Raw genomic sequence first — 24,634 nt, forward strand, 5'->3', positions numbered from 1 at the left:
CTTTTTTTTGGCCTGCGGGGGAGCGGATGCACAATCCGGAGATCATGTGGACCACCCTCGAAGACAGCCTGTGCGAGCTCGGCGAATCGCCGTTCTGGCACCCGCACGAACGCTCGCTTTACTGGCTCGATATTCCGGGGCGCGCGGTGCTGCGCACGCGGGGGGAGATCGGCTCGCCGTCGGCCAGGGTGGAGCGCTGGGGCTTGGCCACCGAGCCCGGCTGCATGGCGCCAGCCAGGAGCGGCGGCCTCGTGATTGCGCTGCGCGACGGCGTCTACCGGGTCCGCGAATGGGGCGGCGAGCTGGTCGCGATGGCACGAGTCGAACACGACGTGCGCACCATGCGCTTCAACGATGGCAAATGCGATGCGCTGGGCCGTTTCTGGGCCGGGTCGCTCAACGAGGCGAAAGACCGCGCCAACGCCGCGCTCTATTGCTTCGACGCACGCGCCGACGACGGAGTGGCGCCCACATTGACGCAGATGGCCAACGAGTCCACCACCGCCAACGGGCTCGCCTTCTCGCCCGATGCCCGCACCCTCTACTGGGCCGACACCGCCGCGCATGTGGTGCGCGCCTGGGACTGGGACGCAAAGGCCAACTTGCTCTCGCATCCGCGCGTGTTCCACCAGTTCGAGGCCAAGCCCGAAGGTTGGACGCCTGAATCGCCCGTACGTTATGAAGGCCGGCCCGATGGCGCCACCGTCGATGCCGAGGGTCACTATTGGGTCGCGATGTTCGAAGGTGCACAGTTGCTGCGCTTTGCGCCGTCGGGCGAGATCGTTGCCTCTGTGGCCGTCCCCGTTCAGTGTCCGACCATGCCCTGCTTTGGCGGCGATGACCTGAAGACGCTGTTCGTCACCAGCGGGCGGAAGGGGCGGCCTGCTGCAGAGATCGAACGTTACCCGGCTTCGGGCGCCGTGATATCGAGGCGTGCCGACACACCGGGGTTACCTGTCAACTTCTTCGAGGACTAGGGTGAAACCTTGTCTTTCTGCCTGTTGCGTTGGAGATCGTTCGTGGTGCGCTCGCGCCGACGGGGTGCCTTACTCCGCGAATGTCCCCCGGCCTGCGGCCTCCTCCTTTATTTCGCTGCGCAAGGCACCCCATCGACGCGAGCGTTGCACCGAGCGGTGGTTGATCGAGCGGAACAACCACAGCGCCCAGTGGGCACAGGGCGCCGGGTACTCCCCGCAGCGAAATAAAGGAGGAGCCGAAGGCGGGGGACATTCGCGGAGGGGAGTACCCGGTGGCCTGTGCACGCGCCCTGGACAGCAGCGCCAAGAACATCAGCGCCAAGAACTAAGCACGAGGGGGTAAAGACATGGCCCTCCAGCACATCCCCCCGATCCAGTGCCTCCTGACCTTCGAAGCCGTAGCCCGGCTGCGCAATGCAAGCCGCGCCGCGGACGAACTGTGCGTCACGCCCAGCGCCGTGAGCCACCGCATCCGGCAACTCGAATCGCACGTGGGCTTCAAGCTCTTCGGCCGCAGCGACTTCAGCCTCACAGCAGACGGCGCGGCCTACCTCGCCAACGTCCGCACCGGCCTTGCGGCGCTGCAAGCCATGCCCGGCGGCAACGCGGCGAAGCAGCAGCGCGCGACACGCCTGCGCATTGCCGTTACGCCCACCTTCAGCCGTGTGTTCCTGATGCCGCGGCTCGAACTGTTCCGCAACATCTATCCTGACATCGAGCTGGTGCTGCAGGTGTCGATTCCGCTGCTCGACGTGACCGCCGAGCAGGCTGATCTCGAAGTGCGCTACGGCACCGGCGCTTATGCCGATTGCGAACACCGGCTGCTGCTCGATGAAGAGGTGGTGCCCGCCTGCAGCCCGAGCTACCTTAACGAATTCGGCCCGTTCAACGGCTTTCGCACTGCCGCAGAAATTGCGAGCGCGCGGCTCATCCGCAGTCCGCTCGAGCCCTGGGGCACCTGGTTTTCGAGCTGCGGCATCGACCAGCCCGAGCCGCACGTCGGCTCCCAGTTCAATGATCTCGGCCTGGTCTATGACGCGGCCGCGAGCGGCTTCGGCGTGGCGCTGGTGCGCCTCAAAATGGGCGCCGCCTGGTTCGAATCGGGCCGGCTGGTGCCCCTCTCCGACCGACCCGTGCCATCGCCGCACCGGCACACCATCTGCTGGCAGCCCGGCACGCTCGATCGCTGGGAGTGCGCGGCCTTTGTCGATTGGCTGGCGCAGAGCCTTCGCTGAAGAAAAAAAGCCCGGCAGCAAAGTTCTCTCAAGCCGGGCGCAAAAAAGCTTCAACCCAGCGCCGGCGCATTTACGTAGAGTGCGGTACACCACGAGACAAGACAGACAGAACCGCCCCAAAGAGGCTCCCGCATGAACGCGCCGCTCACCCCCGCCCAGCACGATTCGCTGCAGAAATCCGAACGCCAGTCGCAGATCGTGCGCGCCCTGCAGGCCCACCTGCCCGCGCATGCGCTCATCTGGCAAGCCGAAGACACCACGCCCTACGAATGCGATGGCCTCACCGCCTACCGCCAGCGGCCGCTGGTGGTGGCGCTGCCCGAAACCGAAGCCCAGGTGGCGGCGGTACTCAAGACCTGCCACGGGCTCGGCGTGCCGGTGGTTGCGCGCGGCGCCGGCACCGGACTCTCGGGCGGTGCGATGCCGCATGCGCTGGGCGTGACGCTCTCGCTCGCCAAGTTCAACCGCATCCTGAAGGTCGACCCCGTGAGCCGCACGGCCGTCGTGCAGTGCGGCGTGCGCAACCTCGCCATCAGCGAAGCGGCCGCGCCCTTCAACCTTTACTACGCACCCGATCCGTCGAGCCAGATCGCCTGCACCATCGGCGGCAACGTGGCCGAGAACTCGGGCGGCGTTCACTGCCTCAAGTATGGCCTCACGCTGCACAACGTGCTGCGCGTGCGCGGCTTCACGGCCGAGGGCGAGCCCGTCGAATTCGGCGGCGAGGCGCTCGATGCGCCGGGGCTAGACCTGCTCGCGCTTGTCATCGGCAGCGAAGGCATGCTGGCCGTGACCACCGAGGTCACCGTCAAGCTCGTGCCCAAGCCGCAGCTCGCGCGCTGCATCATGGCCAGCTTCGACGACGTGCGCAAAGCCGGCGATGCCGTGGCCGCGGTCATTGCCGCCGGCATCATCCCTGCGGGGCTCGAAATGATGGACAAGCCCATGACCGCCGCGGTCGAAGATTTCGTGCACGCGGGCTACGACCTCGATGCGGCCGCGATCCTGCTGTGCGAATCCGATGGCACCGCGGAAGAAGTGGAAGAAGAAATCGGCCGCATGACCGCCGTGCTGCGCGGCTCCGGCGCCATCGCCATTGCGGTGAGCACCAGCGAAGACGAGCGCATGAAGTTCTGGAGCGGCCGCAAGAACGCCTTTCCGGCCTCGGGCCGCATCAGCCCCGACTACATGTGCCTGGACTCCACCATTCCGCGCAAGCGGCTGGCCGACATCCTGCTGGCCATCCAGGAGATGGAGAAAAAATACAACCTGCGCTGCTGCAACGTATTCCACGCGGGTGACGGCAACCTGCATCCGCTGGTGCTGTTCGATGCCAACGACCCCGATGAGCTGCATCGCTGCGAGCTCTTCGGTGCCGACATCCTCGAGACCAGCGTGGCCATGGGCGGCACCGTGTCCGGCGAGCATGGCGTGGGCGTGGAAAAGCTCAACAGCATGTGTGTGCAGTTCACCGCGGCCGAGAACGAACAGATGTTCGGCGTCAAGCGCGCCTTCGATCCGGCCGGGTTGCTGAATCCCGGCAAGGTGATTCCCACGCTGCAGCGATGCGCCGAATATGGCAAGCAGGTGGTGCGCGGCGGCAGGCTGCCGCACCCCGACCTGCCGCGCTTCTAGGAATAAGAATGACCATGGACCCCGCACTCAGCCACATCGCCGAGCGCATTCGCGCCGCGGCCGTCGATGCCGCGCCGCTTCGCATCCGCGGTGGCGGCACCAAGGATTTTTACGGCGAGCCGCCGCGTGGCGAGGCCTTGAGCACCGCCGGGCTCACCGGCATCACGAGCTACGAACCGAGCGAACTGGTCGTCACTGTGCGCGCCGGCACGCCGCTCGCCGAACTCGAGGCCGCGCTCGCCGAGAAAGGTCAGTGCCTGCCTTTCGAGCCGCCGCACTTCGGCGCGGCCGGCGCGGGCACCGTGGGCGGCATGGTGGCGGCCGGCCTCAGTGGCCCCGCGCGCGCCAGCGTGGGCGCGGTGCGCGACTACGTGCTGGGCGCCACGCTCGTCAACGGCCGCGGCGAGGTGCTCGGCTTTGGCGGCCAGGTGATGAAGAACGTGGCCGGCTACGACGTCTCGCGCGTGCTCGCGGGCTCGCTCGGCACGCTGGGCGTGATTGCCGAAGTGAGCCTCAAGGTGTTGCCCGTCGCGCCCGCCGAGGCCACGCTGGCCTTTTCCTGCAGCCAGGTCGACGCCCTGCGCCTGCTCAACGAGTGGGGCGGGCGGCCGTTGCCATTGAATGCGAGCTGCTGGATCGAGGATGCGGGCACCGGCACGTTGCAGCTGCGCCTGCGTGGCGCCGCCGCGGCAGTTGAAGCCGCCTGCGCGCACCTGGGCGGCGAGCGCGTGGACAACGCCGCCGCCGCTGCTGGATGGCAATCGCTTCGCGACCAGCAGCATCCCTGGTTCACTGCCGACGAAGCAGGCGCCGCGCTCTGGCGGCTGTCGGTGCCGCAGACGGCGCCAGTGCTCGCCCTGGGCGATGGCGGCTCGCCCCTGATCGAATGGCACGGCGGGCAGCGTTGGTACAAGGCGCCGCCCGAGCAGGCGTCGCTCATCCGCGAAGCGGCGCATGCGGCAGGTGGGCATGCCACGCTGTTCAGGATGCCTCCTGCTTCTGCCGCAGCAGGCGACGGCGCCCGACGCTTCGACGCAATGAGCGCCCCCGTTGTGCGCATCCACCATGCCCTGATGCGCGAGTTCGATCCCCACGGCCTCTTCGACCGCGCCCGGCTTCTCGCGGCCGCCTGAGGCCAATCGACCCGACACGTTCACCCCATGCAAACCGAGCTCGCCCCCGAATTCCGCGACACCGACGATGGCCGCGAGGCCGAAGCCATCCTGCGCAAGTGCGTGCACTGCGGCTTCTGCACCGCCACCTGTCCCACCTACCAGCTGCTGGGCGACGAGCTCGACGGCCCACGCGGCCGCATCTACCTGATCAAGCAGGTGCTCGAAGGCAAGGCGCCGACGCGCAGCACGCAGCTGCACCTGGACCGCTGCCTGACCTGCCGCAACTGCGAAAGCACCTGCCCGAGCGGCGTGCAGTACGGGCACCTGGTCGACATCGGCCGCAAGATCGTCGACGAGAAAGTGCCGCGCCCCGCCATGGAGTCGGCCACGCGCTGGCTGCTGAAGGAAGGGCTGCCGTCGCCGCTCTTCGGTCCTGCGATGGCGCTTGGCCAATCGGTGCGTGGGCTGTTGCCCGATGCGCTCAAGGCCAAGGTGCCCGCCAAGCAGGAAGCCGGCGCCTGGCCCACAGCCACGCATGCGCGCAAGGTGCTGATGCTGGCGGGCTGCGTGCAGCCGTCGATGATGCCCAACATCAACAGCGCGACCGCGCGCGTGCTCGATGCGGCAGGCATCCAGACGATGATCGCGAAGGAAGCCGGCTGCTGCGGCGCCGTGAAGTTCCACCTCAACGACCAAGAGGGCGGCAAGGCGCAGATGCGCGCCAACATCGACGCCTGGTGGCCGCAGGTCGAGCACGGCCCGGAAGCGGGCGGCGTCGAAGCCATCGTGATGAACGCCTCGGGCTGCGGCGTCACGGTGCGCGAGTACGGCCATATCCTCCGACACGATCCGGCCTACGCGGCCAAGGCGGCGCGCATCAGCGACATGACGCGAGATTTGAGCGAACTGCTGCCCGACCTCGTTCCTGCGCTGAAGGCTCGCGTGCGGGCGCCGGCCGGCGTGGTGGCCTACCATCCGCCGTGCACGCTGCAGCACGGCCAGAAGCTGCGCGGCGGCGTCGAGACGCATCTGCGCGCGCTGGGCTTCGACGTGCGCGTGGCCATGAACGAATCGCATCTGTGCTGCGGCTCGGCCGGCACCTACTCGGTGTTGCAGCCCGAACTGGCCTACCCGCTGCGCGACCGCAAGCTCGGACATCTGAAGCAATTGCAGCCGAGTGTCATCGCCTCGGCCAACATCGGCTGCATCACGCATCTGCAAAGCGGCAGCGGGGAGACGCCGGTGCGCCACTGGGTCGAGCTGCTGGACGCTGCCCTGGCGACGGCCTGATCGCACACCGAAGAGCGCCCTGGTCCGACTCGCGCGGGGGCCGTTCGCACGGCATCATGGCTGCACCGTTTTTCCCAGGAGTCAGCCCCATGTCTTCCGTTCAAGCTTTCATCGTTTCGAAGAACTTGCGGCGTGCCTTGCTGGCCTGCGCCTGCGCGGCCGGCGCCTTAGGGGTGCAAGCCCAGTCGGCCATGCCGCAGTGGAAGGGCGAGGGCGCGGTGCGCTATGTCTGCGGCGGCATCGGTTCGGACGAATCGAACGCCATGCGCGCCGCCATGAAGGAGCATCCGCTGGCGCTGCTTTTCGCGCGTGCCGACGGCGCTTATCTGGCGGACGTGCAGGTCGACATCAAGGGCGCCGACGGTGCGCCTTCGCTGGCGCTGCGCGCCAGCGGGCCGGTCTGCCTGGTCGACATTCCGGCAGGCCGCTACACCATCGATGCCACCACGACCGGCGGCGATGCCAAGAGCCAATCGGTGACGGTGGGCGGCGGCTCCAAGACCGCCAGCTTCCGCTTCTGAGCGGCAGCTTCAGCCCGCAGCCAGCGCGGCCTCGATGTCGCGCGTGAGCGAGGCGGGCGTGTCGAGCGGCGCATAGCGCTTCCGCACCTGCCCGTCGCGCCCGACCAGGAACTTGGTGAAGTTCCACTTGATGGCGGTGCTGCCCAGGAGCCCGGGCTTCTCCTTGGTGAGCCACTGGTAGAGCGGCGTGGCATTGCTGCCGTTGACGTCGATCTTTTCCATCATCGGAAAACTCACGCCGTAGTTGGTGGTGCAGAAGGCGCCGATTTCCTCGTTGGTGCCCGGGTCCTGCGAGCCGAACTGGTTCGACGGAAAGCCCAGCACCACGAGCCCCTTGTCGGCGTACTTTTCGTGCAGTTCCTCGAGCCCCGCGAACTGCGGCGTGAAGCCGCATTGGCTGGCCGTGTTGACGATCAGCAGCACCTTGCCCTTGAAGCCGGAAAGCTTCACGTTCTTGCCGTCGATACGGTTGGCTTCGAAGTCGTAGATGCTGGCCATGAAAGTACCTCAGGTGGGAGACGAAAGCCGATCATCGCCCTCTGCCGGCGTTCGCGCAAACGCCGACCACACGGCCGCCAGCACGATCAGTGCGCCGCCGGCCAGGATGCGCGGACCCATCTGGGCCGCGCCGAGCGCCACGGAAGAGACGCTTGCAAACAGCACCTCCGACAGCATGATGACTGCCGTGGCGCTGGCCGCCAGCCGGGCCGCGCCGTATTGCAGGCAGACGTTGGCCACCACGAAGCCGGTGCCCAGCACCGCGGCCCATCCGATCCAGCCCGGCGTGGCCGACAGGGGTGAGGCGAAGGCACCGAGCAGGGTGCCGCTCGCCGCGGCGATGCCCGCCACCAGCGCGCAGCCGCAGAACATCGCCAGCGCACGCGATTCGCCGGGCGCGCCGTGCAAGTGGCGCAGCAGGATGTTGGTCACGGCAAAGCTGAAGCCGGCCGCCACACCCAGCCAATCCGGCAGGCTCGAAGGCACGGGCCAGTCGACGCCCGGCGCCTTCAGCACCACGACCACGCCGGTGAGCGCCAGCGCCACCCGCGCGAGCGCGCCGGCGGTGGGCCGCTCGCCCAGCACCGCCCAGCCCAGCAGCACGCTCCACAGCGGCATCAGGTAGAACAGCAGCACCACGCGCACCACGTCGCCCTGCGTCACGGCCCAGTTGAAACCGAGGTTGGTGAAACCCGCCGCCAGGCCCAGCGCCACCAGCATCGGGAACGCCGCGAAGCCGCGCCAGGCATGCCGGCGAAAGAAGCCCATCGCGAGCGAGATCGCCACGTAGATCAGGCAGGTGGTCCACACCGGATGCAGCCCGTGGCTTTCGATGTGCCGGAACGGGAACCACGAAACGCCCCAGACAAAGGCATTAAAAATCAGTGCTAACGCAGGCATGGTGGCGGAATTTTCGTGGGACACCGTGGAACCGGCTTTGCCGGGCCACTGGTGTCGCCCCCGGTGAGGGGGAGGGCGAAGCGACACGAAGTGCGCGCAGCCTGGGGGAGGTCAATGGTGCTTGTCGCTGCGGGCGATGGCGAGCAGGTGCTCGACTTCTTCGGGGTACTTGCGCAGGTTGTGATGATGCCAGCGCTGGATGAGCCACATGCAACCGGCCACCACGCCGCCGAAGGCGCCGATGGCCGCGAAGGCCGACAGGCCCAGGCCGGTGCAGGCGCTGTAGAAGCCGCCGAGCAGCAGGATGCAGGCCTGCTCGTTGAAGTTCTGCACGGCGATCGAGCGGCCCGCGCCCATCAGGTTGTGGCCGCGGTGCTGCAGCAGCGCGTTCATCGGCACCACCAGGAAGCCGCCCAGCCCGCCCAGAAGGATGAGGAAGGGCACGGCGATCCAGACATTGCTGATGAGGTTCATGCTGATCACCAGCAGGCCCATGCCGATGCCCATGGGAATGACGCGCGTGGCCATGTCCAGCCGCATGCGCATCGAGGCGACGATGGCGCCCACCGCCATGCCGATGGTGACCACGCCGGTGAGCGCCGTGGCCTGCGTGGTGTTGTAGTTGAGCGCGAGCGCGGCCCAGGCCAGCACGATGTACTTGAGGTTGGCGCCGGCGCCCCAGAAAAGCGTGGTGGTGGAGAGCGAGATCTGGCCGAGCTTGTCGCGCCACAGGCGTGCGTTGCAGTGCCAGAAATCGGGCAGCAGCGAGAGCATGTTGCGCCCCAGGCCGTGCGCCGGATCGGCCCGCAGCGGCCGCATCTCGACGCCGGTGTGCGGAATGCGCGTGTTGAACCAGGCCGCCAATGCATAGACGAAGATCAGCACCGAGATGGCCGCCTCGGCCGGCGAATCGACCCCGGTGTTGATCAGCGGGATGTCGATGGACAGCAATTGGCTCGAGACCGCATGGCCCACCAGCGAACCGCCGAGCACGATGCCCAGGAGAATCGATGCGATCGTCAGGCCTTCGATCCAGCCGTTGGCTTTTACCAACTGCGAAGCCGGCAGCAGCTCGGTCAGGATGCCGTACTTGGCGGGCGAATAGGCTGCGGCGCCAAGCCCCACGATCGAGTACGACAAGAGCGGATGCGAGCCGAACAGCATCATCAGGCAGCCGACCACCTTGATCGCGTTGCTGATGAACATCACCCGCCCCTTGGGCAAGGCGTCTGCGAAGGCGCCCACCAGGGGCGCCAGCACCACGTAGAAGACCGCGAAGATCGGCACCAGCGCCGCGCGCTGCCATTCGGCCGCTCCCGTGCTTCGCATGAGTTCGACAGCGACGACGAAGATCGCGTTGTCGGCCAGCGACGAAAAGAACTGGGCCGACATGATCGTGTAGAAACCGCGCTTCATCGATGGGCTGGCTGGCCAGGAAGATTGCTGGCAGTAGTGAGAAAGTGTCGCGACTTTTGGCGAATGGGCGGTTATAGCATGGGGGTACGACGGCGAAATCAGCGTTGCCACCCTGGACGGCCCTGCTTCCGAAGGTGCTAAAACCCCGTCTTCACCATCCGACATTTGCCATGCCGCGCCCCATTCTCGCCACTGTTCACACCGCCGCGCTTCGCCACAACCTCGATCGGGCGCGCCGCGCCGCGCTCGATGCCCGCGTCTGGGCCGTGGTCAAGGCCAATGCCTACGGCCATGGCATCGAGCGCGTATATGAAGGCCTGCGCGGAGCCGACGGCTTTGCCTTGCTCGACCTGGCCGAGGCCGAACGGGTGCGCGCACTCGGCTGGCGCGGCCCGGTGCTGCTGCTCGAGGGCGTGTTCGATGCGCGCGACCTGGAGCTGTGCTCGCGGCTGGACCTGTGGCACACCGTGCACTGCGACGAGCAGATCGACATGCTCGCGGCCCACAAGACGCTCAAGCCGCAGCGCGTGTTCCTCAAGATGAATTCCGGCATGAACCGCCTGGGATTCGCGCCCGAGCGCTTCGGCTCCGCCTGGACGCGCCTGAACGCGCTGCCGCAGGTCGACGAGATTTCGCTGATGACGCATTTCAGCGACGCCGACGGCGCGCGCGGCATCGCGCACCAGCTGGCGGTGTTCGAGCGCGTCACGCACGACCTGCCGGGCGAGCGCTCCATTGCCAACAGCGCCGCCACCCTGCGCCACGCCGAGCAGACCCGCGGCGACTGGGTGCGCCCCGGCATCCTGCTGTACGGCAGCGCGCCCGACTTTCCTCAGCACGACGCTGCGCACTGGCAGCTGCAGCCCACCATGACGCTGTCGACCAAACTGATCGGTGTGCAGACGCTCCAGGCCGGCGACACCATCGGCTACGGCTCCAACTTCACCGCCGACGGTCCGCTCGCCATCGGCGTGGCCGCGGTCGGCTACGCCGACGGCTATCCGCGCCACTGCAACACCGGCACACCGGTGCTGGTGAACGGCGTGCGCACCCGCATGCTGGGCCGCGTGAGCATGGACATGATCACCGTCGACCTCACGCCCGTGCCCGACGCGAAGTTCGGCGCCGAGGTCACGCTGTGGGGCCGCTCGGCCGTCACGGGTGCGGTGCTGCCCATCGACGAGGTCGCGCAGGCCGCCGGCACCATCGGCTATGAACTCATGTGCGCGGTGGCGCCGCGCGTGCCCTTCGCTCCGGCCGACGACGAATGAAGGTGCTCTCCAACTGGCGCTCGGTGCGCCTGTGGGAGACGCAGCTCGAGCGCGACCTGCACCGCAACTACAGCCTGCGCACGCACGGCATCCTGATCGGCACCTTCACGCTGCTGCTGATGTGGGCCGTGTCGGCGCTGCAGATGCATGTGCTCGACGTGCAGTCGCTGGCAGTGCGCTATTTGCTCACGCTGGGCGTGGGCTATCTCGGCTACCTGCTGGTGCTGCGCTGGTGGGCCAGGCGGCTGGTGGAGAACCGGGCCGACTTCAACGTCGACGGGGGCGACATCGCCGATGCGGCTGACTTCGCGCTTGATGCGGGCGGCAGCAGCCCGGCAAGCAGCGCCGAGGGAAGCGCGCTGTCCGACGCAGCCAGCGGTGCGCTCGACGTGGCGGGCGCCGCCGACGAAGGCGCCATTGTCGTGGTGCCGGTGGTCGCCATCTTCCTGATTTGCACCGCCATCGTGCTCGGCGCCGGCTCGCTCGTGCTGCTTTACTTCAGCTGGGACGCGCTGCTGGCGGTGGCCGTCGAGGTGGCGTTCTCGTACGTGTCGGCCCGGGCCGCGGTGCGCGTGGCGCGCGAGGGCTGGCTGATGGCGGCCGTGCGGCTGACCTGGAAGCCGCTGCTCGGCGCGGTGGTCTGCGCTGTGGCTTTGGGTGCCGTGCTCGACCACTTCATGCCCCAGGTCAACTCCTTGCCGGAGGCCGTGCGGACCCTGCTGAAGAAGCACTGAGTTTCTTACGGCTGCCGCCCTGGGTGGCCATCGCGTCAAGCAGGTGGTCGATCAGCACCCGGCACTTGGGCACGGTGAAACGGCTGGGCGGATAGAGGATGTAGGCGTGCCCGTGGTAGTTGCCCTGGAACGCCCAGTCGGCCAGCACCTGCACGACGCTTCCGTCTTTCAGCGCCTGCTGCGCCATGAAGGCCGGCACGCAGGCCACGCCCAGGCCCGCGAGCGCGGCTTCGAGCCGCACCTCGCTGTGGTTGGAGACATAGCGGCCCCGCACCACCACCTCAGCTTCGTCTTCGTCGCCCTTCCTGAAGCACCAATGGTTGTCCCGCTCGTGTTCGCCGAGCGAGAGGCAGCTGTGCGCGAGCAGGTCGCGCGGGTGTTCGATGGCGTTGCCCTCTGCCAGGTAGCGCGGCGAGGCGCACAGGATGTGTGCGACCGGCATCAGCTGCCGCGCCACCAGCCCTTCGGGCGGCTTCGTCGTCAGCCGCACCACCAGGTCCACGCCTTCGCGGATCGGATCGATGTTGCGGTCGTCCACGATGAGCTGCACGTCGACCTCGGGATGGCGCTGCAGGAAGTCGAGGATGTGCGGATGCAGCACGCGCCGCGCAAAGGCCTTCGGCGCGCTGATGCGCACCAGCCCGCTCGGCTTTTTCGAGAACTGCTGAGCGATGTCCATCGTGCCTTGCGCCGCCAGCACCAGTTCGCGGCACCGCGCGAAGGCCTCGACGCCGGGCTCGGTCAGGCGCAGCTGGCGCGTGGTGCGCTGGATCAGCTGCACGCCGATTTCCTTTTCCAGGCGCTTCACCTGCCGGCTCGCGGCCGAGGGCGTCATGCCCAGCAGATCGGCCGCTGCGGAGAAGCTGCCCAGCTCGGCGACCCGCAGGAAGGTCACCATCTCCGGCAGCACTTTGAGAAATGAATTCGTTCCCACGGCGCAAGGGTCCTGTTCCGGCCGACGGCTGTTCGGCCCGTGTGATGCCCGGAACAATTCTTTCTTTTATTGTTCAGGACGGTGGGCCGACAGTATGGATTCAAAGCAGGTGCGCGGCATTGCCCCGGTCGCATGGGGCGGGAGAAAGTGGGCCGGCATCGGCGCCGCCGAGATCATGCTGCTGCTCGTGGCAGCCGTGTGGGGCGGCAGCTATGCGGTGGCCAAACAGGCCACGCAGCAGTTGCCCGTGCTGGAGTTCATCGCTCTGCGTTTCAGTCTGACCTTCGTCGTGCTGCTGCCGGCGCTCAAGCCGCTCTTCAACGCGCAATGGCGGCAAGGCATTGCGGTGGGCGGCCTGCTCGGCGCCAACCTGCTGGCGATCTTCGTCTGCGAGACCTTCGGCGTGTCGCTCACCACGGCGAGCAACGCCGCGTTCCTGATCAGCCTGTGCGTGGCGCTCACGCCTTTTGTCGAATGGTGGCTGCTCGGGCGGCGGCCGGAACGGCGCATGTTCTGGGCGGCGGGCCTGTCGGCGGCGGGCGCCGCCATGCTGTCGGCCACTTCGCCCGCGGACATCTCGGTGGGGTGGGGCGACGGCCTGATGGTGATCGCCGCTTTCCTGCGCGCCGTGATGGTCTGCATGACGCGAAAGCTCGCCGGCCGTCATTCGATGCCGGCGCTGACGCTGACCGCGGTGCAGTCGGGCGTGATGGCGCTCGGCGCGGCGGCGCTGTCGCTCGCCGTGTCGAAGGGCGCGTGGCACATGCCGCCTGCCACGGCCTCCTTCTGGTGGGGCATGGCCTACCTCGTGCTGCTGTGCACGGTCTTCGCGTTCTTCGCGCAGAACCATGCGGCCTCGCGTTCGAGCCCGAGCCGGGTGTCGCTGCTGATGGGCAGCGAACCGGTGTTCGGCGCGGTGATCGCGGTGTATGGGTTCGGGGAGGCGGTCGGGGCCTGGGGTTGGATCGGCGGGTTGCTGATCGTGGTGGCGGCCTGGTGGGTGACGATGCCGCAGTCCGCCGAGTCGCTGCGCATTCCGTGAATTTGTAGCGTGAATGGGTCGAGCGGACCCCCTCCGGCCAAGGACAATCCCGGCCGGAGGAAGAACTGTGCACATGATCTTGAAGAAACGACTACACGCCGCTTTCGCCTGCGGCATTGCGCTGGCCACAGGCGGTTTTTCGGTGCATGCCGTCGAGCCTGAGGCATCGGCAGCCCCGTCCACGACGACCGCGGCAGACACCCCTGCTGTTCCCTCGCAAACCCGGCTGCTTTTCAGCCGCGGCTTCTACAAGCCCGGCATCGAGCGACTGCGCGTGGTCCGACGCGATGGCACGATCACGAACATCGTGGGACAGGTCGCATTAAGCGTCGCGGTCTCGGTGCTCACGGGAACGACGACCGTCGGCGCACAGGGCTTCACGAAGGACAACCTTGCCGGCGACACGCTGGAAGAACTCAAGGACGATCCGCTCGGCGTCAATCCGGCCATCAGCGACCTGAATGATGCGTTGAGCAAGGTCGCCACCGACATCTATCGCAAGCGTGCCGAAACCGCGTATGCGACGGCCCTGAAGGATGGCTCCACGCGCGATGAAATCGAAGAGGCAAGGCAGGTTCAGAAGGAGGCCGACACGCCCCTGCATCCGGGCCCTTGGCATCTGGTCTACGAAAACCTGGCGGGCTCGGACGAGCTGTTCCGCCTGAAGTTCGGCGCCGAACTCGGCCGCGCGGGCTTCATGCGCCCACCGTTCGCGTGCCTCTATCAATCGGAGCCCGTCGCGTGGACGCAATGGAAGGCCAACAACTGGCAACGTCTGCGCGAGGAGCGCGCGAAGGCGGTGGCCGCCTGCACCGAGACGTTGGCCGCCACGCCTGAGAAGCGCTGGTGAGCCGCGTGCTCGGACTCAGTACAGCCCGAGCTGCCGCAGCTTCAAGCGGGCGAGGCCGAGCAGCGCATCGGTGAACGGGGTGGCTACTCCGGTCAGCTCGCCCAGTTCCCGCACCACGGTCACCAGCGCATCGAGCTCCACCGACCGGCCGGCTTCCACGTCCTGCAGCATCGAGGTCTTGAACGCGCCGAGCTTCATCGTCACCGCATGCCGGTCTTCCGGGCTCTGCGTGATCTCGATGCCGATGCGCCGTCCGATCTCCTTCGCCTCGAGCATCACGGCCGAGATGAAGCCGCGCACGTAATCGTCGCCCATGATCAGGTCGGTGGTGACGCCGGTCATCGCGCTGATCGGGTTGACCGTCATGTTGCCCCAGAGCTTGAACCACACGTCCTTCTGGATCTGCGGCGACAGCGTGGTGTCGAAGCCGGCGCTCTTGAGCAGCGCGACGAGCTCCTGTACACGCGGCGTGGCTTCGCCCGAAGGCTCGCCCACGATCAGCCCGTTGCCGAAGTGATGCCGTACCACGCCCGGCCCGTCGAGCGAGCAGCTCGCATGCACTACGCAGCCGACCACGTTGCGCGCCGGAATGGCCTTGGCAATTGCGCCGTCCGGGTCGACGGCTGCCAAGCGGCGGCCGGTGATGGCCCCGCCGAAGCCGCCTTCGAGAAACCACCACGGCACACCGTTCATCGCGACCAGCACGATCGTGTCGGGCCCGATCAGCGGCCCGATACGCTCGGCCACGCCGGCCAGTGCAGGCGCCTTCACGGCGATGACCACCAGGTCTTGCACGCCCAGCGACTCGGGGTCGGCCACTGCGTTGACGGGCACACGCATGCGCACGTCGCCGCGCATCAATGAAAGGCCGCCCTGTTGCAGCGCGTCGAGCGTGGCGCCACGCGCCACCACGTTGAGGCGTTCACCGGCTTGCGCAAGGCCGGCGCCGATCCATCCGCCGATGGCGCCGGCGCCGTAAATGCAAATTTTCATGAAACTGGCTGCCTCAGTTGCGATAGCTCGGATCGAGACGGTCCACCTGGCGCACCAGGGCATCGAACACGTCCTGCCCTGCGCCGTGCTCGGGGCTGAACTGCAGCGCATCGCGCGTGCAGCGCTGCGCGATGTCCTCGCTCACCGGAATGGCCGCGCCCATCGAGAAGGTCGCCATCTGGATCTCGCAGGCGCGTTGCAGCGTCCACAGAATCGCGAAGGTCTGGGGCAGAGTTTGCCCCCAGGCCAGCAAGCCATGGTTGCGCAGGATCACGGCGTTGCGGTTGCCGATGCTCCTGAGCAGGCGCGGGCCTTCGTCGGCATGGATGGTGATGCCCTCGAAGTCGTGGTACGCCACCATGCCGTGCAGCTGCGCGGTGTAGAAATTGGTCTGCTGCAGGCCGCCCTGCAGGCAGGCCACGGCCACGCCGGCCGTGGTGTGCGTGTGCATCACGCAGTGCGCGCCCGGCAGGCCGTCGTGGATGGCCGCATGCACCGTGAAGCCGGCCGGGTTCACCGGATGGCTCGAACCGTCGAGCACCTTGCCCTGCAGGTCGATCTTCACCAGGTTGCTGGCCGTGACCTCGCTGTAGTGCAGCCCGAAAGGGTTGATGAGGAACTGCTTTTCTCCACCCGTCACGCTGTCGGGCAGCCGCAACGTGATGTGGTTGTAGATCATCTCCGTCCAGCCCAGCATCGCGAACACGCGGTAGCAGGCCGCAAGCTGTTCGCGCGCGGCGCGCTCGTCCGGATGGATCGAGGGATGGACCAGCGCCGATGGCGCGATGGTGACGGGTGCGTTCATTGCAGTTCCTTTCAGATGGTTTGCTCCTCGGCTTCCTGCGGGAAACACCGCGGAACCGGCTTTGCCGGGCCGCTGGTGTTGCCCCCTTGAGGGGGGAGTCGAGCTACACGAAGTGAGCGAGGTACGGGGGTGGGTCTATCCCTCCGCGGTGAAGCCGACTTCCTTGACGATCGGCGCCCACTTGGCGGTGTCTTTCTTCAGCAGGTCAGTCAGCTCCCCGGGCGTGGAAGACATGGCTTCCAGCCCGAAGGTGCCGAGCCCGTCGATCACGTCCTTCTGCGCGAGCGCGTTCTTCATCGCGGTGTTCAGCCGCGCGACCAGTTCCGGCGATGCCTTGGCGGGCAGGAAGAAGGCGAACCATTCGCTGTGCGCCATGTCGTTGATGCCCTGCTCGCCGAATGTCGGCACGTCGGGCGCGAAGCGGCTGCGCTTGGCGCCCGAAACGCCCAGGATGCGCACCTTGCCCGAGGCCAGGTGCTGCGTGATGTCGCCGATGGGGCCCGACACGGCCGAGATGTTGCCCCCCAGGAGGTCGAGCATGGCAGGCTGCGTGCCGCGGTAGGCCGCGTGCTTGAGCTCGGCGCCGCCCTTCTTGCCCAGCAGCGCGCCGATGAAGTGCGGCGTGGAACCCGCGGCGGGCGAACCGAAGTTGGCACCGGCCGGATTGGCCTTGGCCCAGGCCAGGAACTCGGGCACCGTCTTCACGCTGGCCGGCACCGCCGGCCCGACCGCAAAGCCGAAGTCGAAGATGCACGCGATGCTGACCGGCGTGAGGTCGACCATCGGGTCGTACGGCAGTTTCTTGTAGATGTGCGGGTAGATCGTGAGGATCGAGGTCGGCGTTTGCAGGATGGTGGTGCCGTCGGCCGGCCGGCCCTTCACGTAGCTCACGGCGATCTGCCCGCCCGCGCCGGTGCGGTTTTCCACCACGGCCGCTTTGGCGTACTCGGGGCTGAGCTTTTGCGCAATGCGGCGGCAGGTGGTGTCCGAAGTGCCGCCGGCCGCAAAGCCGGTGACGATGGTGGCGGTTTCGATCGAGGCTTGCGCGAAGGCGTGCTGGCCCAGGCTCGCGAGCAGCGCCGAGGCGCCGGTTGTCTGCAGCATCTGGCGGCGGGTGAAGGTCATGGTTTGTCTCCGGGTGTTGATAGTGATTTCAGGGACTATGACTCGTCGCGCAGCCAGGTGACTGCGCCCGAATGGGTCACGGCGCCCTGGTGGGCCGGGCGCACGGTGAGGGCATATTTTTCCAGCAAGCCGCGGTGGGGCGCCCCCGCGTTTACCTGACGTTCGGAGAGCCGGCGCGCGATGTCTTCCGCCGCCAATTCCACCGAAATGCTGCGCGCCTCGGCCCGTGCGTCGATGGTCACGATGTCGCCATTGCGCAGCGCCGCAATCGGCCCGCCGTCGGCTGCCTCGGGCCCCGCGTAGCCGATGCACAGGCCGCGCGTGGCGCCCGAGAAGCGCCCGTCGGTCAGGAGCGCCACCTTGTCGCCCATGCCCTGGCCGTAGAGCAGGGCGGTGATGCCCAGCATCTCGCGCATGCCGGGGCTTCCCTTCGGGCCTTCGTTGCGGATCACGATCACGTCGCCGGCTTCGTACCGGCGGTTCTGCACGGCGGCCTGGGCTTCTTCCTCGGACTCGAAGACGCGCGCCGGGCCGCGGTGCACCAGCGTCTGGAGGCCCGCGGTCTTGAGCAGTGCGCCGTCCGGGCATAGGTTGCCCTTGAGCACGGTCAGGCCGCCGTCGCGCGTGATCGGGTTGCCGGCCGCGCGCACCACGCGGCCGTCGGGCGCGGCGGCATCGGCCAGCTCTTCGGCCATGGTGCGGCCGGTGAAGGTGAGCGCGTCGCCATGCAGAAAACCCTGCTCCATCAGCGTGCGAAGAATGACGCCCGCGCCCCCGATGTAGAACACGTCGCGCGCCAGGTACTGCCCGCCCGGCCGCAAGTCGGCGATGAGCGGCGTGCGCGCGAAGATCTCTGCCACGTCGTCCAAGTGGAACTTGATGCCGGCCTCGTGCGCGATGGCCGGCAGGTGCAGCGCGGCGTTCGTCGAGCCGCCCGTGGCCGACACCACGGCGCAGGCGTTTTCAAGTGCCTTGCGCGTGACGATGTCACGCGGCAGAGGACTGTCGCCCATCACCGCCTTCATCAGGTTCTTCGCGGCGCGGCGCATCAGCGGCGCTCGCTCGCTGAACACCGCCGGCACCATGCTCGAGCCGATGGGCGCAAGGCCCAGCGCCTCGGACACCATGCCCATGGTGTTGGCCGTGAACTGGCCCGCGCAGGCGCCGGCGGTGGGCAGGCAGGCGCGGCTCATGGCGTCGAGTTCGTTGTGCGTGGCGGTGCCGGCCAGCACCTTGCCGATGGTCTCGTAGGTGTCGACCACGTTGAGGTCGCGGCCATCGGGGCCGGGCATCTGCCCCGGCAGCGCCGAGCCTCCATGCACGAACACGCTCGGCACATTGCAGCGCACCATGCCCATCATCAAACCCGGCAGGTTCTTGTCGCAGGCGCCGATGGCAAAGATGCCGTCCCATTGGTGGCCGCGCGTCGAGGCTTCGACACTGTCGGCAATCAGCTCGCGCGAGATCAGCGAGAAGCGCATGCCCGAATGCGCCATGGTGAGCCCGTCGCTCACCGAGACCACCGGGCATTCGTGCGGCGTGCCGCCTCCGGCATAGATGCCGGTCTTGGCGTGCTGCGCCTGCTCGCGCAGGTTGAGATTGCAGGGGCTCATCTCGCCACCGGTGTGGAACACGCCGATGTGCGGCCGCGCGATGTCCTCGTCGTCCTGCCCGAGCGCATGAAGAAAGCTGCGCGTGGTCGCGCGGATCGTGCCTTCGCGGATGGTGGCGGAGCGGAAGCGCTTGCTGTTCGGATCGGTGGGGGTGGTCATCGGCGGGCGTCGGCTGGCGGGTTTTCAGAACATCGTGTTGCTGTTCGCGGCGGTCTCGGGCACCGGCTGTACCACGTCCCAGTGCTCGACGATCTTCCCGTTCTCCAGCTTGAAGATGTCGACGATGGCGCTGCCGCGCGTGCCCGGTTCGCGCACCGAGTTGACGTGCAGGATCACATAGTCGCCGTCGACAAAACTGCGCTTGATGACGCTGCGCGAGTTCGGAAACTTCTCGCGCAGGAACGCTATGAACTTGCGGAAGCCCTCGGGGCCGTCGGCCGCCGTGGGGTTGTGCTGCACATAGCGGTTGCCCACGTACTGCAAGGCCGCGTCGGCGTCCTTCTGGTTCAGGCCCTTTTCGTAGAAAGCGAGCACGGTCTGGCGGTTGGCTTCCTGCCGGGCGGCGACGGCTTCTTGCGATTTGCCGCCGCCCATTGGCGCGCAGGCGGCGAGGAACAGGGTGGCTGTCGCGGCCGCGGCCGCCAAGGTCATGCGTTGCATCAGGGGTACTCCGGTTTCAAGCAAATCAATAGCCGCTGGGGGAGGCAGCATCCGCCGCGGCCTTGTACTTGGCCAGCAGCTGCTTTGCCGCCGCCGTGAGCAGGATGGTGTCGACTCCCACGGCCACGAACTGCGCGCCCGCGGCGAGCCATTTGCGCGCCTGCTCCTCGGTGGTCGAGAGAATGCCCGGCGCCTTGCCGGCCTTGCGGATGCGCGCAATGGCATCGGCGATCACGGCCTGCACCTCGGGGTGGTTCGGCTGGCCCACGAAGCCCATCGACGCCGACAGGTCGGCCGGTCCGATGAACACGCCGTCCACGCCCGGCGTGGCCGCGATGGCGTCGAGGTTCTTCATTGCTTCGACGGTCTCGGCCTGCACGAGCAGGCAGGTCTGCGCATTGGCTTCGTGCAGGTAGCCGGGATAGGCCTGCCAGCGCGAGGCGCGCGCGAGGGCGCTGCCCATGCCGCGGATGCCTTCGGGCGGATAGCGCATGCCCTGGACCATGCGCGCCGCCTGTTCGGCGGTATCGACCATCGGCACCAGGATGGTCTGCGCACCGATGTCCAGGTACTGCTTGAGCAGCGTGGTGTCGCCCATCGGAACCCGCACCACGGGGTGCGAGCGCTCCGCCTCGGGCTGCGCCGACCATGCGCTGGAGATGCCCTGCAGCTGCGCGAGCACCGATCGCACGTCGTTGGGCGCGTGCTCGCCGTCGATCAGCAGCCAGTCGTAGCCGGTGCCGGCAAGAATCTCGGCCACGTAACCATCGGCCAGGCCGACCCAGAGGCCGATCTTCTGCTCGCCGGCCTGCATGGCCTGCTTGAAGGTGTTCAGAGGGGTGTGCATGGAGCGTCTTTCAGACAAAACGGAAAGCGATGCTGCCCAGCGGGCCGTAGTCGGCATGGAAGGTGTCGCCGGGCACGGCGGTGGTGGGCCGGGTGAACGACCCGCCGAGCACCACCTCGCCGGCTTCGAGGTGTTCGTCCCACGGCGCGAGCTTGTTCGCGAGCCAGGCCACGCCGGTGGCGGGGTGGTTGAGCACGGCCGCGGCCACGCCCGACTCCTCGATCACACCGTTCTTGTAGAGCAGCGCGCTCACCCAGCGCAGGTCGACCGCGTCGGGCTTCACCGGACGGCCACCCATCACGATGCCGGCATTGGCCGCGTTGTCGGCGATGGTGTCGAACACCTTGCGCGGCGCCTTGGTGTGGCGATCGAACTGTTCGATGCGTGCATCGATGATCTCGATGGCGGGAACCACGTAGTCGGTGGCTGCCAACACGTCGAAGATCGTGACGTTCGGGCCCTGCAGCTTCTTGCCGAGGATGAAGGCCAGCTCCACCTCGATGCGCGGCGCGATGAATCGCTTGAACGGAATGTCGCTGCCTTGCTCGAAGAACATGTCGTCGAGCAGGGTGCCGTAGTCGGGCTCGGTGATCTGGCTGGACAACTGCATGGCCCGCGAGGTGAGCCCGATCTTGTGGCCCTTCACGGTGCGGCCCTCGGCGATCTTGGCCTTGACCCATTCGCGCGAAATGGCATAGCCGTCTTCCACCGTCATCTCGGGAAAGCGCTTGGAAAAGTGCTCGACCTGCACGCGCGATTTTTCGCTTTCGTGCAGTTCGGCCGCGAGCCTGGCAATGGTGTCGGCGGTGAGCATGGTTTCTTTAGTGCTGCTTGTTGAAGAGAGGATGCAGGTTGCTGTGCTTGCCGTCGTACACCTGGCCCGGGCTTTCGTCGATCTGCAGCGTGATGCCGATGTGGCGTTTGCTGAAGAGCGGCTCGAAGTGCGATTTCACTACTGCCACCAGGGCGTCGCCGGTTTTCTTCTTCGACTCGTCGCTGCGTCCGGCTGCGATGCGCACGTTCACGTAGACAAAAGCGTAGTCGTCCGCGTCGTCTGCCACCGCATACTGGGCTGCCGGATAGGCGAGCACGCGCGTGCCGCCGATGGGAAACAGCGGTTGTCCCTTCGCATCCTTCTGTGCAAGGAGCGTTGCCGAGAGCGCGCGGCAAAGGTCGCCCATGCGGGTTTCGGCATCGAGATTGCCGGTGTACTGGATGGTGACGTGTGGCATGGCTGCTTGCTTCCTTTATTCGACAGACATGACGGCGACAGTGCATGTCACCGCGAAAATGGGAATGGCCTTCATGTGCAGGATCTGGCCCTTGCCGCGCGCGGCCGCAGCCACGCTCAGGAAGGTGCGGATCTCGAAGCCGCCCTGGCCCGCTTCGCGGTAGGTGGCTTCATCGTTGTAGTCGGCCTGAGAGAGCAGCGCTTCGCGATCGTTGTCGCACCAGCGGCGCATGAACTCGGCGTCCCATTCGGCGTTGACCTTGCCCGAATCGGGCGTGGCCGGCCAATGCGAAATTCCGCCCGTGCCCACCAGCGCAATGCGCTCGGGTGCCTTGTCGCAGGCGCGGCGCAATGCCTCGCCAAAGGCCCAAGCGCGGTGCAGCGGCGTGAGCGGCGGCCCTTGGCAGTTGATGTTCACGGGGATGATCTTGGTATCGAACTTCGGCGTCAGGAAGTGGAGCGGCACCATGATGCCGTGGTCGAATTTCCATTCTTCCGCGTAGGCCACGTCGACGGTCTGCATCACCTCGCGAATCAAGCGCTGCGACAGCGCGGCGTCGCCGGGGATGGCGTGCTTCTCGATGCCCAGCCACTTCGGATCCTCGATCGGTCCCTCGTAGCTGTCGGCCATGCCGATCGCATAGGCCGGCATGTTGTTCATGAAGAAGTTCGCGAAGTGCTCGGCCGCGACCACGATCACCGCGTCGGGCTTCGTGGCGCGCATTGCTTCGCCGAAGCGATGGAACTGCGCGTGGAACTCGTCCTTCACCGCCGCGTCAGCCAAGTGGGCGCGTCCGGTGATGCCGGGGGCGTGGCTGCACACGCCTGCAAAGACCAAGCTCATACGCCCGCCACCTTTTCGTCTGTGCCCGTTGTCATGGCATAAATTCCTGCACGCACCGGACCGTACTTGCGCACGCCTTCGCGCATCGCTTCGAGGTAGTCGGCCCATGCAATGCCGAGCAGCGGTGCGAAGTGCATGAGCAGTTGTCCGTTGCAGCCCAGTACGTAGAGCTTGCCGATGTCGCCCTTGTCGATGGCTTCGCGCTCTTCGTTGTTGAGGTCATAGGCCGTCAGCAACTCGACACGTGTTTCGCCGCCTTCGGCATAGCGGCGCTGCACGTCGGCATCGCGGTTGAGCGCGAACAGAAATTTCTGCATTGCGTAAAGGCTCATTGCGGGGCTCTCGCGGTTTTTGCATTCAGGGCGTGTGCAAAGGCCACCGGGTACTCCCCTCCGCGAATGTCCCCCGGCCTGCGGCCTCCTCCTTTATTTCGCTGCGGGGAGCACCCGGCGCCCTGTGCACACCAGGCGCGGCTGTCGTGCTGGCCGATCAACCAGTGCTCTGGACAACGCTCCCGTCGATGGGGTGCCTTGCGCAGCGAAATAAAGGAGGAGGCCGAAGGCCGGGGGACATTCGCGGAGAAAGGTACCCCGTCGGCGGGAGCGCGCCCAAGGCGATACACCGTGTTCATCTCAGACACCCCAATGCGGAATATGGTGCGAACCCATCGAAACCGCAACGTTCTTCGGCTCGCAAAACACTTCGTAGCTCCAGGTGCCGCCCTCGCGTCCCGTGCCCGAGGCCTTGGTGCCGCCAAAAGGCTGGCGCAGGTCTCGTACGTTCTGGCTGTTGACGAAGCACATGCCGGCCTCCACCGCAGCCGCCACGCGGTGCGCGCGGCCGATGTTCTCGGTCCACACATAACTCGAGAGACCGTACTCGATGTCGTTGGCAAGGCGGATCGCATCGGCCTCGTCCTTGAACGGAATCAGGCAGGCCACCGGGCCGAAGATTTCCTCTTGCGCAATCCGCATGCGGTTGTCGACGTCGGCGAACACCGTCGGCATCACGTAGTTGCCGCGCTTCACGCGGTCGGGCAGGTCGGGCGTGCCGAGCCCGCCGCACAGCAGCGTCGCGCCTTCCTTCGGACCGAGCTCGATGTAGCTGCGCACCTTTGCCAGGTGGGCCTGCGAAATCATCGGGCCAACGATGGTCTTCTCGTCGAGCGGGTCGCCCACCACGATGCGCCTGGCGCGCTCGGCAAACTTCGCGGCAAAGTCCGCATAAATCGACTGCTGCACCAGGATGCGCGAGCCCGCCGTGCAGCGCTCACCGTTGTTGCTGAAGATCATGAACACCGCCGCGTCCAGGGCGCGGTCGAGGTCGGCGTCGTCGAAGATCACGAACGGGCTCTTGCCGCCCAGCTCCATGCTGAACTTCTTCAGGCCCGCACTCTTCACGATGCGGTTGCCCGTGGCGGTAGAGCCGGTGAAAGAGATCGCGCGCACGTCGGGGTGGGCCACCAGGGGCTCGCCGGCTTCCTTGCCGTAGCCGTGCACCAGGTTCAATACGCCGGGCGGAATGCCCGCTTCGAGCGCGAGCTCGCCCAGGCGCGCGGCCGTGAGCGGCGAGAGCTCGCTCATCTTCAGCACCGCGGTGTTGCCGAAGGCGAGGCACGGCGCGACCTTCCAGGTGGCCGTCATGAAGGGCACGTTCCACGGGCTGATGAGCGCGCACACGCCTACCGGATGGAACAGCGTGTAGTTCAGGTGCGTGGGCGTGGGGTAGGTGTGGCCATCGACGCGCGTGCACATCTCGGCAAAGTAATAGAAGTTGTCGGCCGCACGCGGAATCAGCTGCTTGCCGGTCTGCGCGATCACCTGGCCGCAGTCGTTTGTCTCCGTCTGCGCGATTTCGGGCACGTGCTTGGCAATCAGGTCGCCGAGCTTGCGGACCAGCTTCGCGCGCTCAGTCGCGGGCATGCCGGCCCACTTCGGAAACGCTTCCTTGGCGGCGGCCACGGCCGCGTTCACTTCGGCTTCGCCGCCGGAGGCGACCTCGGCCAGCACCTCCTGCGTAGCCGGGTTGACGGTCTGAAAGTAGTCGGTGCCGGCAACGCTCTTGCCGCCAATGAGGTGATGGATCTGTTGCATGAGGT

Annotated in this window: 25 protein-coding genes; 10 read left to right on the forward strand and 15 right to left on the reverse strand. The window is 67.0% G+C overall.

What is annotated here, in order from left to right; genetic code table 11:
- The first annotated feature begins 44 nt into the window (after nt 1–44).
- From BLR24_RS22845 to BLR24_RS22870, 6 genes are all read left to right on the forward strand, one after another.
- Entirely contained in the window at nt 45–977 is a 933-nt protein-coding gene (locus BLR24_RS22845; protein WP_093021524.1) for an SMP-30/gluconolactonase/LRE family protein, read from the forward strand.
- A gap of 347 nt (nt 978–1,324) precedes the next feature.
- Nucleotides 1,325–2,212, forward strand: coding sequence for a LysR substrate-binding domain-containing protein (locus tag BLR24_RS22850; RefSeq protein ID WP_093021130.1), 888 nt, complete (start codon nt 1,325–1,327; stop codon nt 2,210–2,212).
- A 132-nt stretch (nt 2,213–2,344) separates the two neighbouring features.
- Nucleotides 2,345–3,847: an FAD-linked oxidase C-terminal domain-containing protein gene (locus tag BLR24_RS22855; protein ID WP_093021132.1), complete on the forward strand. Its 1,503-nt coding sequence runs from the start codon at nt 2,345–2,347 to the stop codon at nt 3,845–3,847.
- 14 nt (nt 3,848–3,861) lie between these two features.
- The gene (gene glcE, locus BLR24_RS22860) at nt 3,862–4,980 is read left to right on the forward strand and encodes a glycolate oxidase subunit GlcE (protein ID WP_093021527.1); all 1,119 of its coding nucleotides are present in this window, start codon (nt 3,862–3,864) and stop codon (nt 4,978–4,980) included.
- Nucleotides 4,981–5,007: 27 nt separating this feature from the next.
- Complete coding sequence (gene glcF, locus BLR24_RS22865) at nt 5,008–6,252, forward strand: glycolate oxidase subunit GlcF (RefSeq protein ID WP_093021134.1); 1,245 nt, start codon at nt 5,008–5,010, stop codon at nt 6,250–6,252.
- Between the two features lie 89 nt (nt 6,253–6,341).
- Nucleotides 6,342–6,773 (forward strand): hypothetical protein, encoded by a 432-nt coding sequence (locus tag BLR24_RS22870; RefSeq protein WP_093021136.1) that lies wholly within the window; start codon nt 6,342–6,344, stop codon nt 6,771–6,773.
- A 9-nt stretch (nt 6,774–6,782) separates the two neighbouring features.
- On the opposite strand, the gene BLR24_RS22875 is transcribed toward BLR24_RS22870, so the two are convergent.
- From BLR24_RS22875 to lplT, 3 genes are all read right to left on the reverse strand, one after another.
- The gene (locus tag BLR24_RS22875; RefSeq protein ID WP_093021138.1) at nt 6,783–7,271 is read right to left on the reverse strand and encodes a glutathione peroxidase; all 489 of its coding nucleotides are present in this window, start codon (nt 7,269–7,271) and stop codon (nt 6,783–6,785) included.
- A 9-nt stretch (nt 7,272–7,280) separates the two neighbouring features.
- A complete protein-coding gene (locus tag BLR24_RS22880; protein ID WP_093021139.1) occupies nt 7,281–8,171 on the reverse strand; it encodes a DMT family transporter in 891 nt (296 codons plus the stop codon).
- A 111-nt stretch (nt 8,172–8,282) separates the two neighbouring features.
- Nucleotides 8,283–9,587: a lysophospholipid transporter LplT gene (gene lplT / locus BLR24_RS22885; RefSeq protein WP_093021141.1), complete on the reverse strand. Its 1,305-nt coding sequence runs from the start codon at nt 9,585–9,587 to the stop codon at nt 8,283–8,285.
- Nucleotides 9,588–9,757: 170 nt separating this feature from the next.
- Between lplT and alr the strand changes: the two genes are divergently transcribed.
- Both alr and BLR24_RS22895 read left to right on the forward strand, forming a co-directional pair.
- A complete protein-coding gene (gene alr, locus BLR24_RS22890; protein ID WP_093021143.1) occupies nt 9,758–10,858 on the forward strand; it encodes an alanine racemase in 1,101 nt (366 codons plus the stop codon).
- Nucleotides 10,855–11,592, forward strand: coding sequence for a hypothetical protein (locus BLR24_RS22895; RefSeq protein WP_093021145.1), 738 nt, complete (start codon nt 10,855–10,857; stop codon nt 11,590–11,592). Before alr ends, BLR24_RS22895 begins: the two co-directional genes overlap by 4 nt.
- Here the strand turns inward: BLR24_RS22895 and BLR24_RS22900 are convergent.
- On the reverse strand, nt 11,546–12,526 hold the full coding sequence (locus BLR24_RS22900; protein ID WP_093021147.1) for a LysR family transcriptional regulator: 981 nt from the start codon (nt 12,524–12,526) through the stop codon (nt 11,546–11,548). The two genes, BLR24_RS22895 and BLR24_RS22900, sit on opposite strands and share 47 nt — an antisense overlap.
- A gap of 94 nt (nt 12,527–12,620) precedes the next feature.
- Between BLR24_RS22900 and BLR24_RS22905 the strand changes: the two genes are divergently transcribed.
- Nucleotides 12,621–13,568 (forward strand): DMT family transporter, encoded by a 948-nt coding sequence (locus tag BLR24_RS22905; protein ID WP_093021149.1) that lies wholly within the window; start codon nt 12,621–12,623, stop codon nt 13,566–13,568.
- Nucleotides 13,569–13,641: 73 nt separating this feature from the next.
- The gene (locus tag BLR24_RS22910; protein ID WP_093021151.1) at nt 13,642–14,418 is read left to right on the forward strand and encodes a hypothetical protein; all 777 of its coding nucleotides are present in this window, start codon (nt 13,642–13,644) and stop codon (nt 14,416–14,418) included.
- A gap of 15 nt (nt 14,419–14,433) precedes the next feature.
- On the opposite strand, the gene BLR24_RS22915 is transcribed toward BLR24_RS22910, so the two are convergent.
- From BLR24_RS22915 to hpaE, 11 genes are all read right to left on the reverse strand, one after another.
- Nucleotides 14,434–15,411 carry a 2-dehydropantoate 2-reductase gene (locus BLR24_RS22915; protein ID WP_093021153.1) on the reverse strand — a complete coding sequence of 326 codons (978 nt, stop codon included), beginning with the start codon at nt 15,409–15,411 and terminating at the stop codon, nt 14,434–14,436.
- Nucleotides 15,412–15,424: 13 nt separating this feature from the next.
- Nucleotides 15,425–16,216 carry a class II aldolase/adducin family protein gene (locus BLR24_RS22920; protein WP_093021155.1) on the reverse strand — a complete coding sequence of 264 codons (792 nt, stop codon included), beginning with the start codon at nt 16,214–16,216 and terminating at the stop codon, nt 15,425–15,427.
- Nucleotides 16,217–16,351: 135 nt separating this feature from the next.
- Nucleotides 16,352–17,341 (reverse strand): Bug family tripartite tricarboxylate transporter substrate binding protein, encoded by a 990-nt coding sequence (locus BLR24_RS22925; protein ID WP_093021158.1) that lies wholly within the window; start codon nt 17,339–17,341, stop codon nt 16,352–16,354.
- Between the two features lie 35 nt (nt 17,342–17,376).
- A complete protein-coding gene (ilvD, locus tag BLR24_RS22930; RefSeq protein ID WP_093021161.1) occupies nt 17,377–19,113 on the reverse strand; it encodes a dihydroxy-acid dehydratase in 1,737 nt (578 codons plus the stop codon).
- 24 nt (nt 19,114–19,137) lie between these two features.
- The gene (locus tag BLR24_RS22935; RefSeq protein ID WP_254787536.1) at nt 19,138–19,548 is read right to left on the reverse strand and encodes a nuclear transport factor 2 family protein; all 411 of its coding nucleotides are present in this window, start codon (nt 19,546–19,548) and stop codon (nt 19,138–19,140) included.
- A gap of 91 nt (nt 19,549–19,639) precedes the next feature.
- A complete protein-coding gene (gene hpaI, locus BLR24_RS22940) occupies nt 19,640–20,461 on the reverse strand; it encodes a 4-hydroxy-2-oxoheptanedioate aldolase (protein ID WP_093021167.1) in 822 nt (273 codons plus the stop codon).
- A 10-nt stretch (nt 20,462–20,471) separates the two neighbouring features.
- Entirely contained in the window at nt 20,472–21,275 is an 804-nt protein-coding gene (gene hpaH / locus BLR24_RS22945; RefSeq protein WP_055800392.1) for a 2-oxo-hept-4-ene-1,7-dioate hydratase, read from the reverse strand.
- A gap of 7 nt (nt 21,276–21,282) precedes the next feature.
- Nucleotides 21,283–21,693, reverse strand: a complete 411-nt coding sequence (locus BLR24_RS22950; RefSeq protein ID WP_093021170.1) for a 5-carboxymethyl-2-hydroxymuconate isomerase — start codon at nt 21,691–21,693, stop codon at nt 21,283–21,285.
- Nucleotides 21,694–21,708: 15 nt separating this feature from the next.
- Nucleotides 21,709–22,536, reverse strand: a complete 828-nt coding sequence (locus BLR24_RS22955) for a DODA-type extradiol aromatic ring-opening family dioxygenase (RefSeq protein WP_093021174.1) — start codon at nt 22,534–22,536, stop codon at nt 21,709–21,711.
- Nucleotides 22,533–22,868: an aromatic ring-opening dioxygenase subunit LigA gene (locus tag BLR24_RS22960; RefSeq protein WP_093021177.1), complete on the reverse strand. Its 336-nt coding sequence runs from the start codon at nt 22,866–22,868 to the stop codon at nt 22,533–22,535. Before BLR24_RS22960 ends, BLR24_RS22955 begins: the two co-directional genes overlap by 4 nt.
- 300 nt (nt 22,869–23,168) lie before the next feature.
- Entirely contained in the window at nt 23,169–24,629 is a 1,461-nt protein-coding gene (gene hpaE / locus BLR24_RS22965; RefSeq protein WP_093021180.1) for a 5-carboxymethyl-2-hydroxymuconate semialdehyde dehydrogenase, read from the reverse strand.
- Nucleotides 24,630–24,634: the final 5 nt, after the last annotated feature.

The sequence above is a fragment of the Variovorax sp. OV700 genome, from assembly GCF_900099805.1.
In the GTDB taxonomy this organism is placed as follows: domain Bacteria; phylum Pseudomonadota; class Gammaproteobacteria; order Burkholderiales; family Burkholderiaceae_C; genus Variovorax.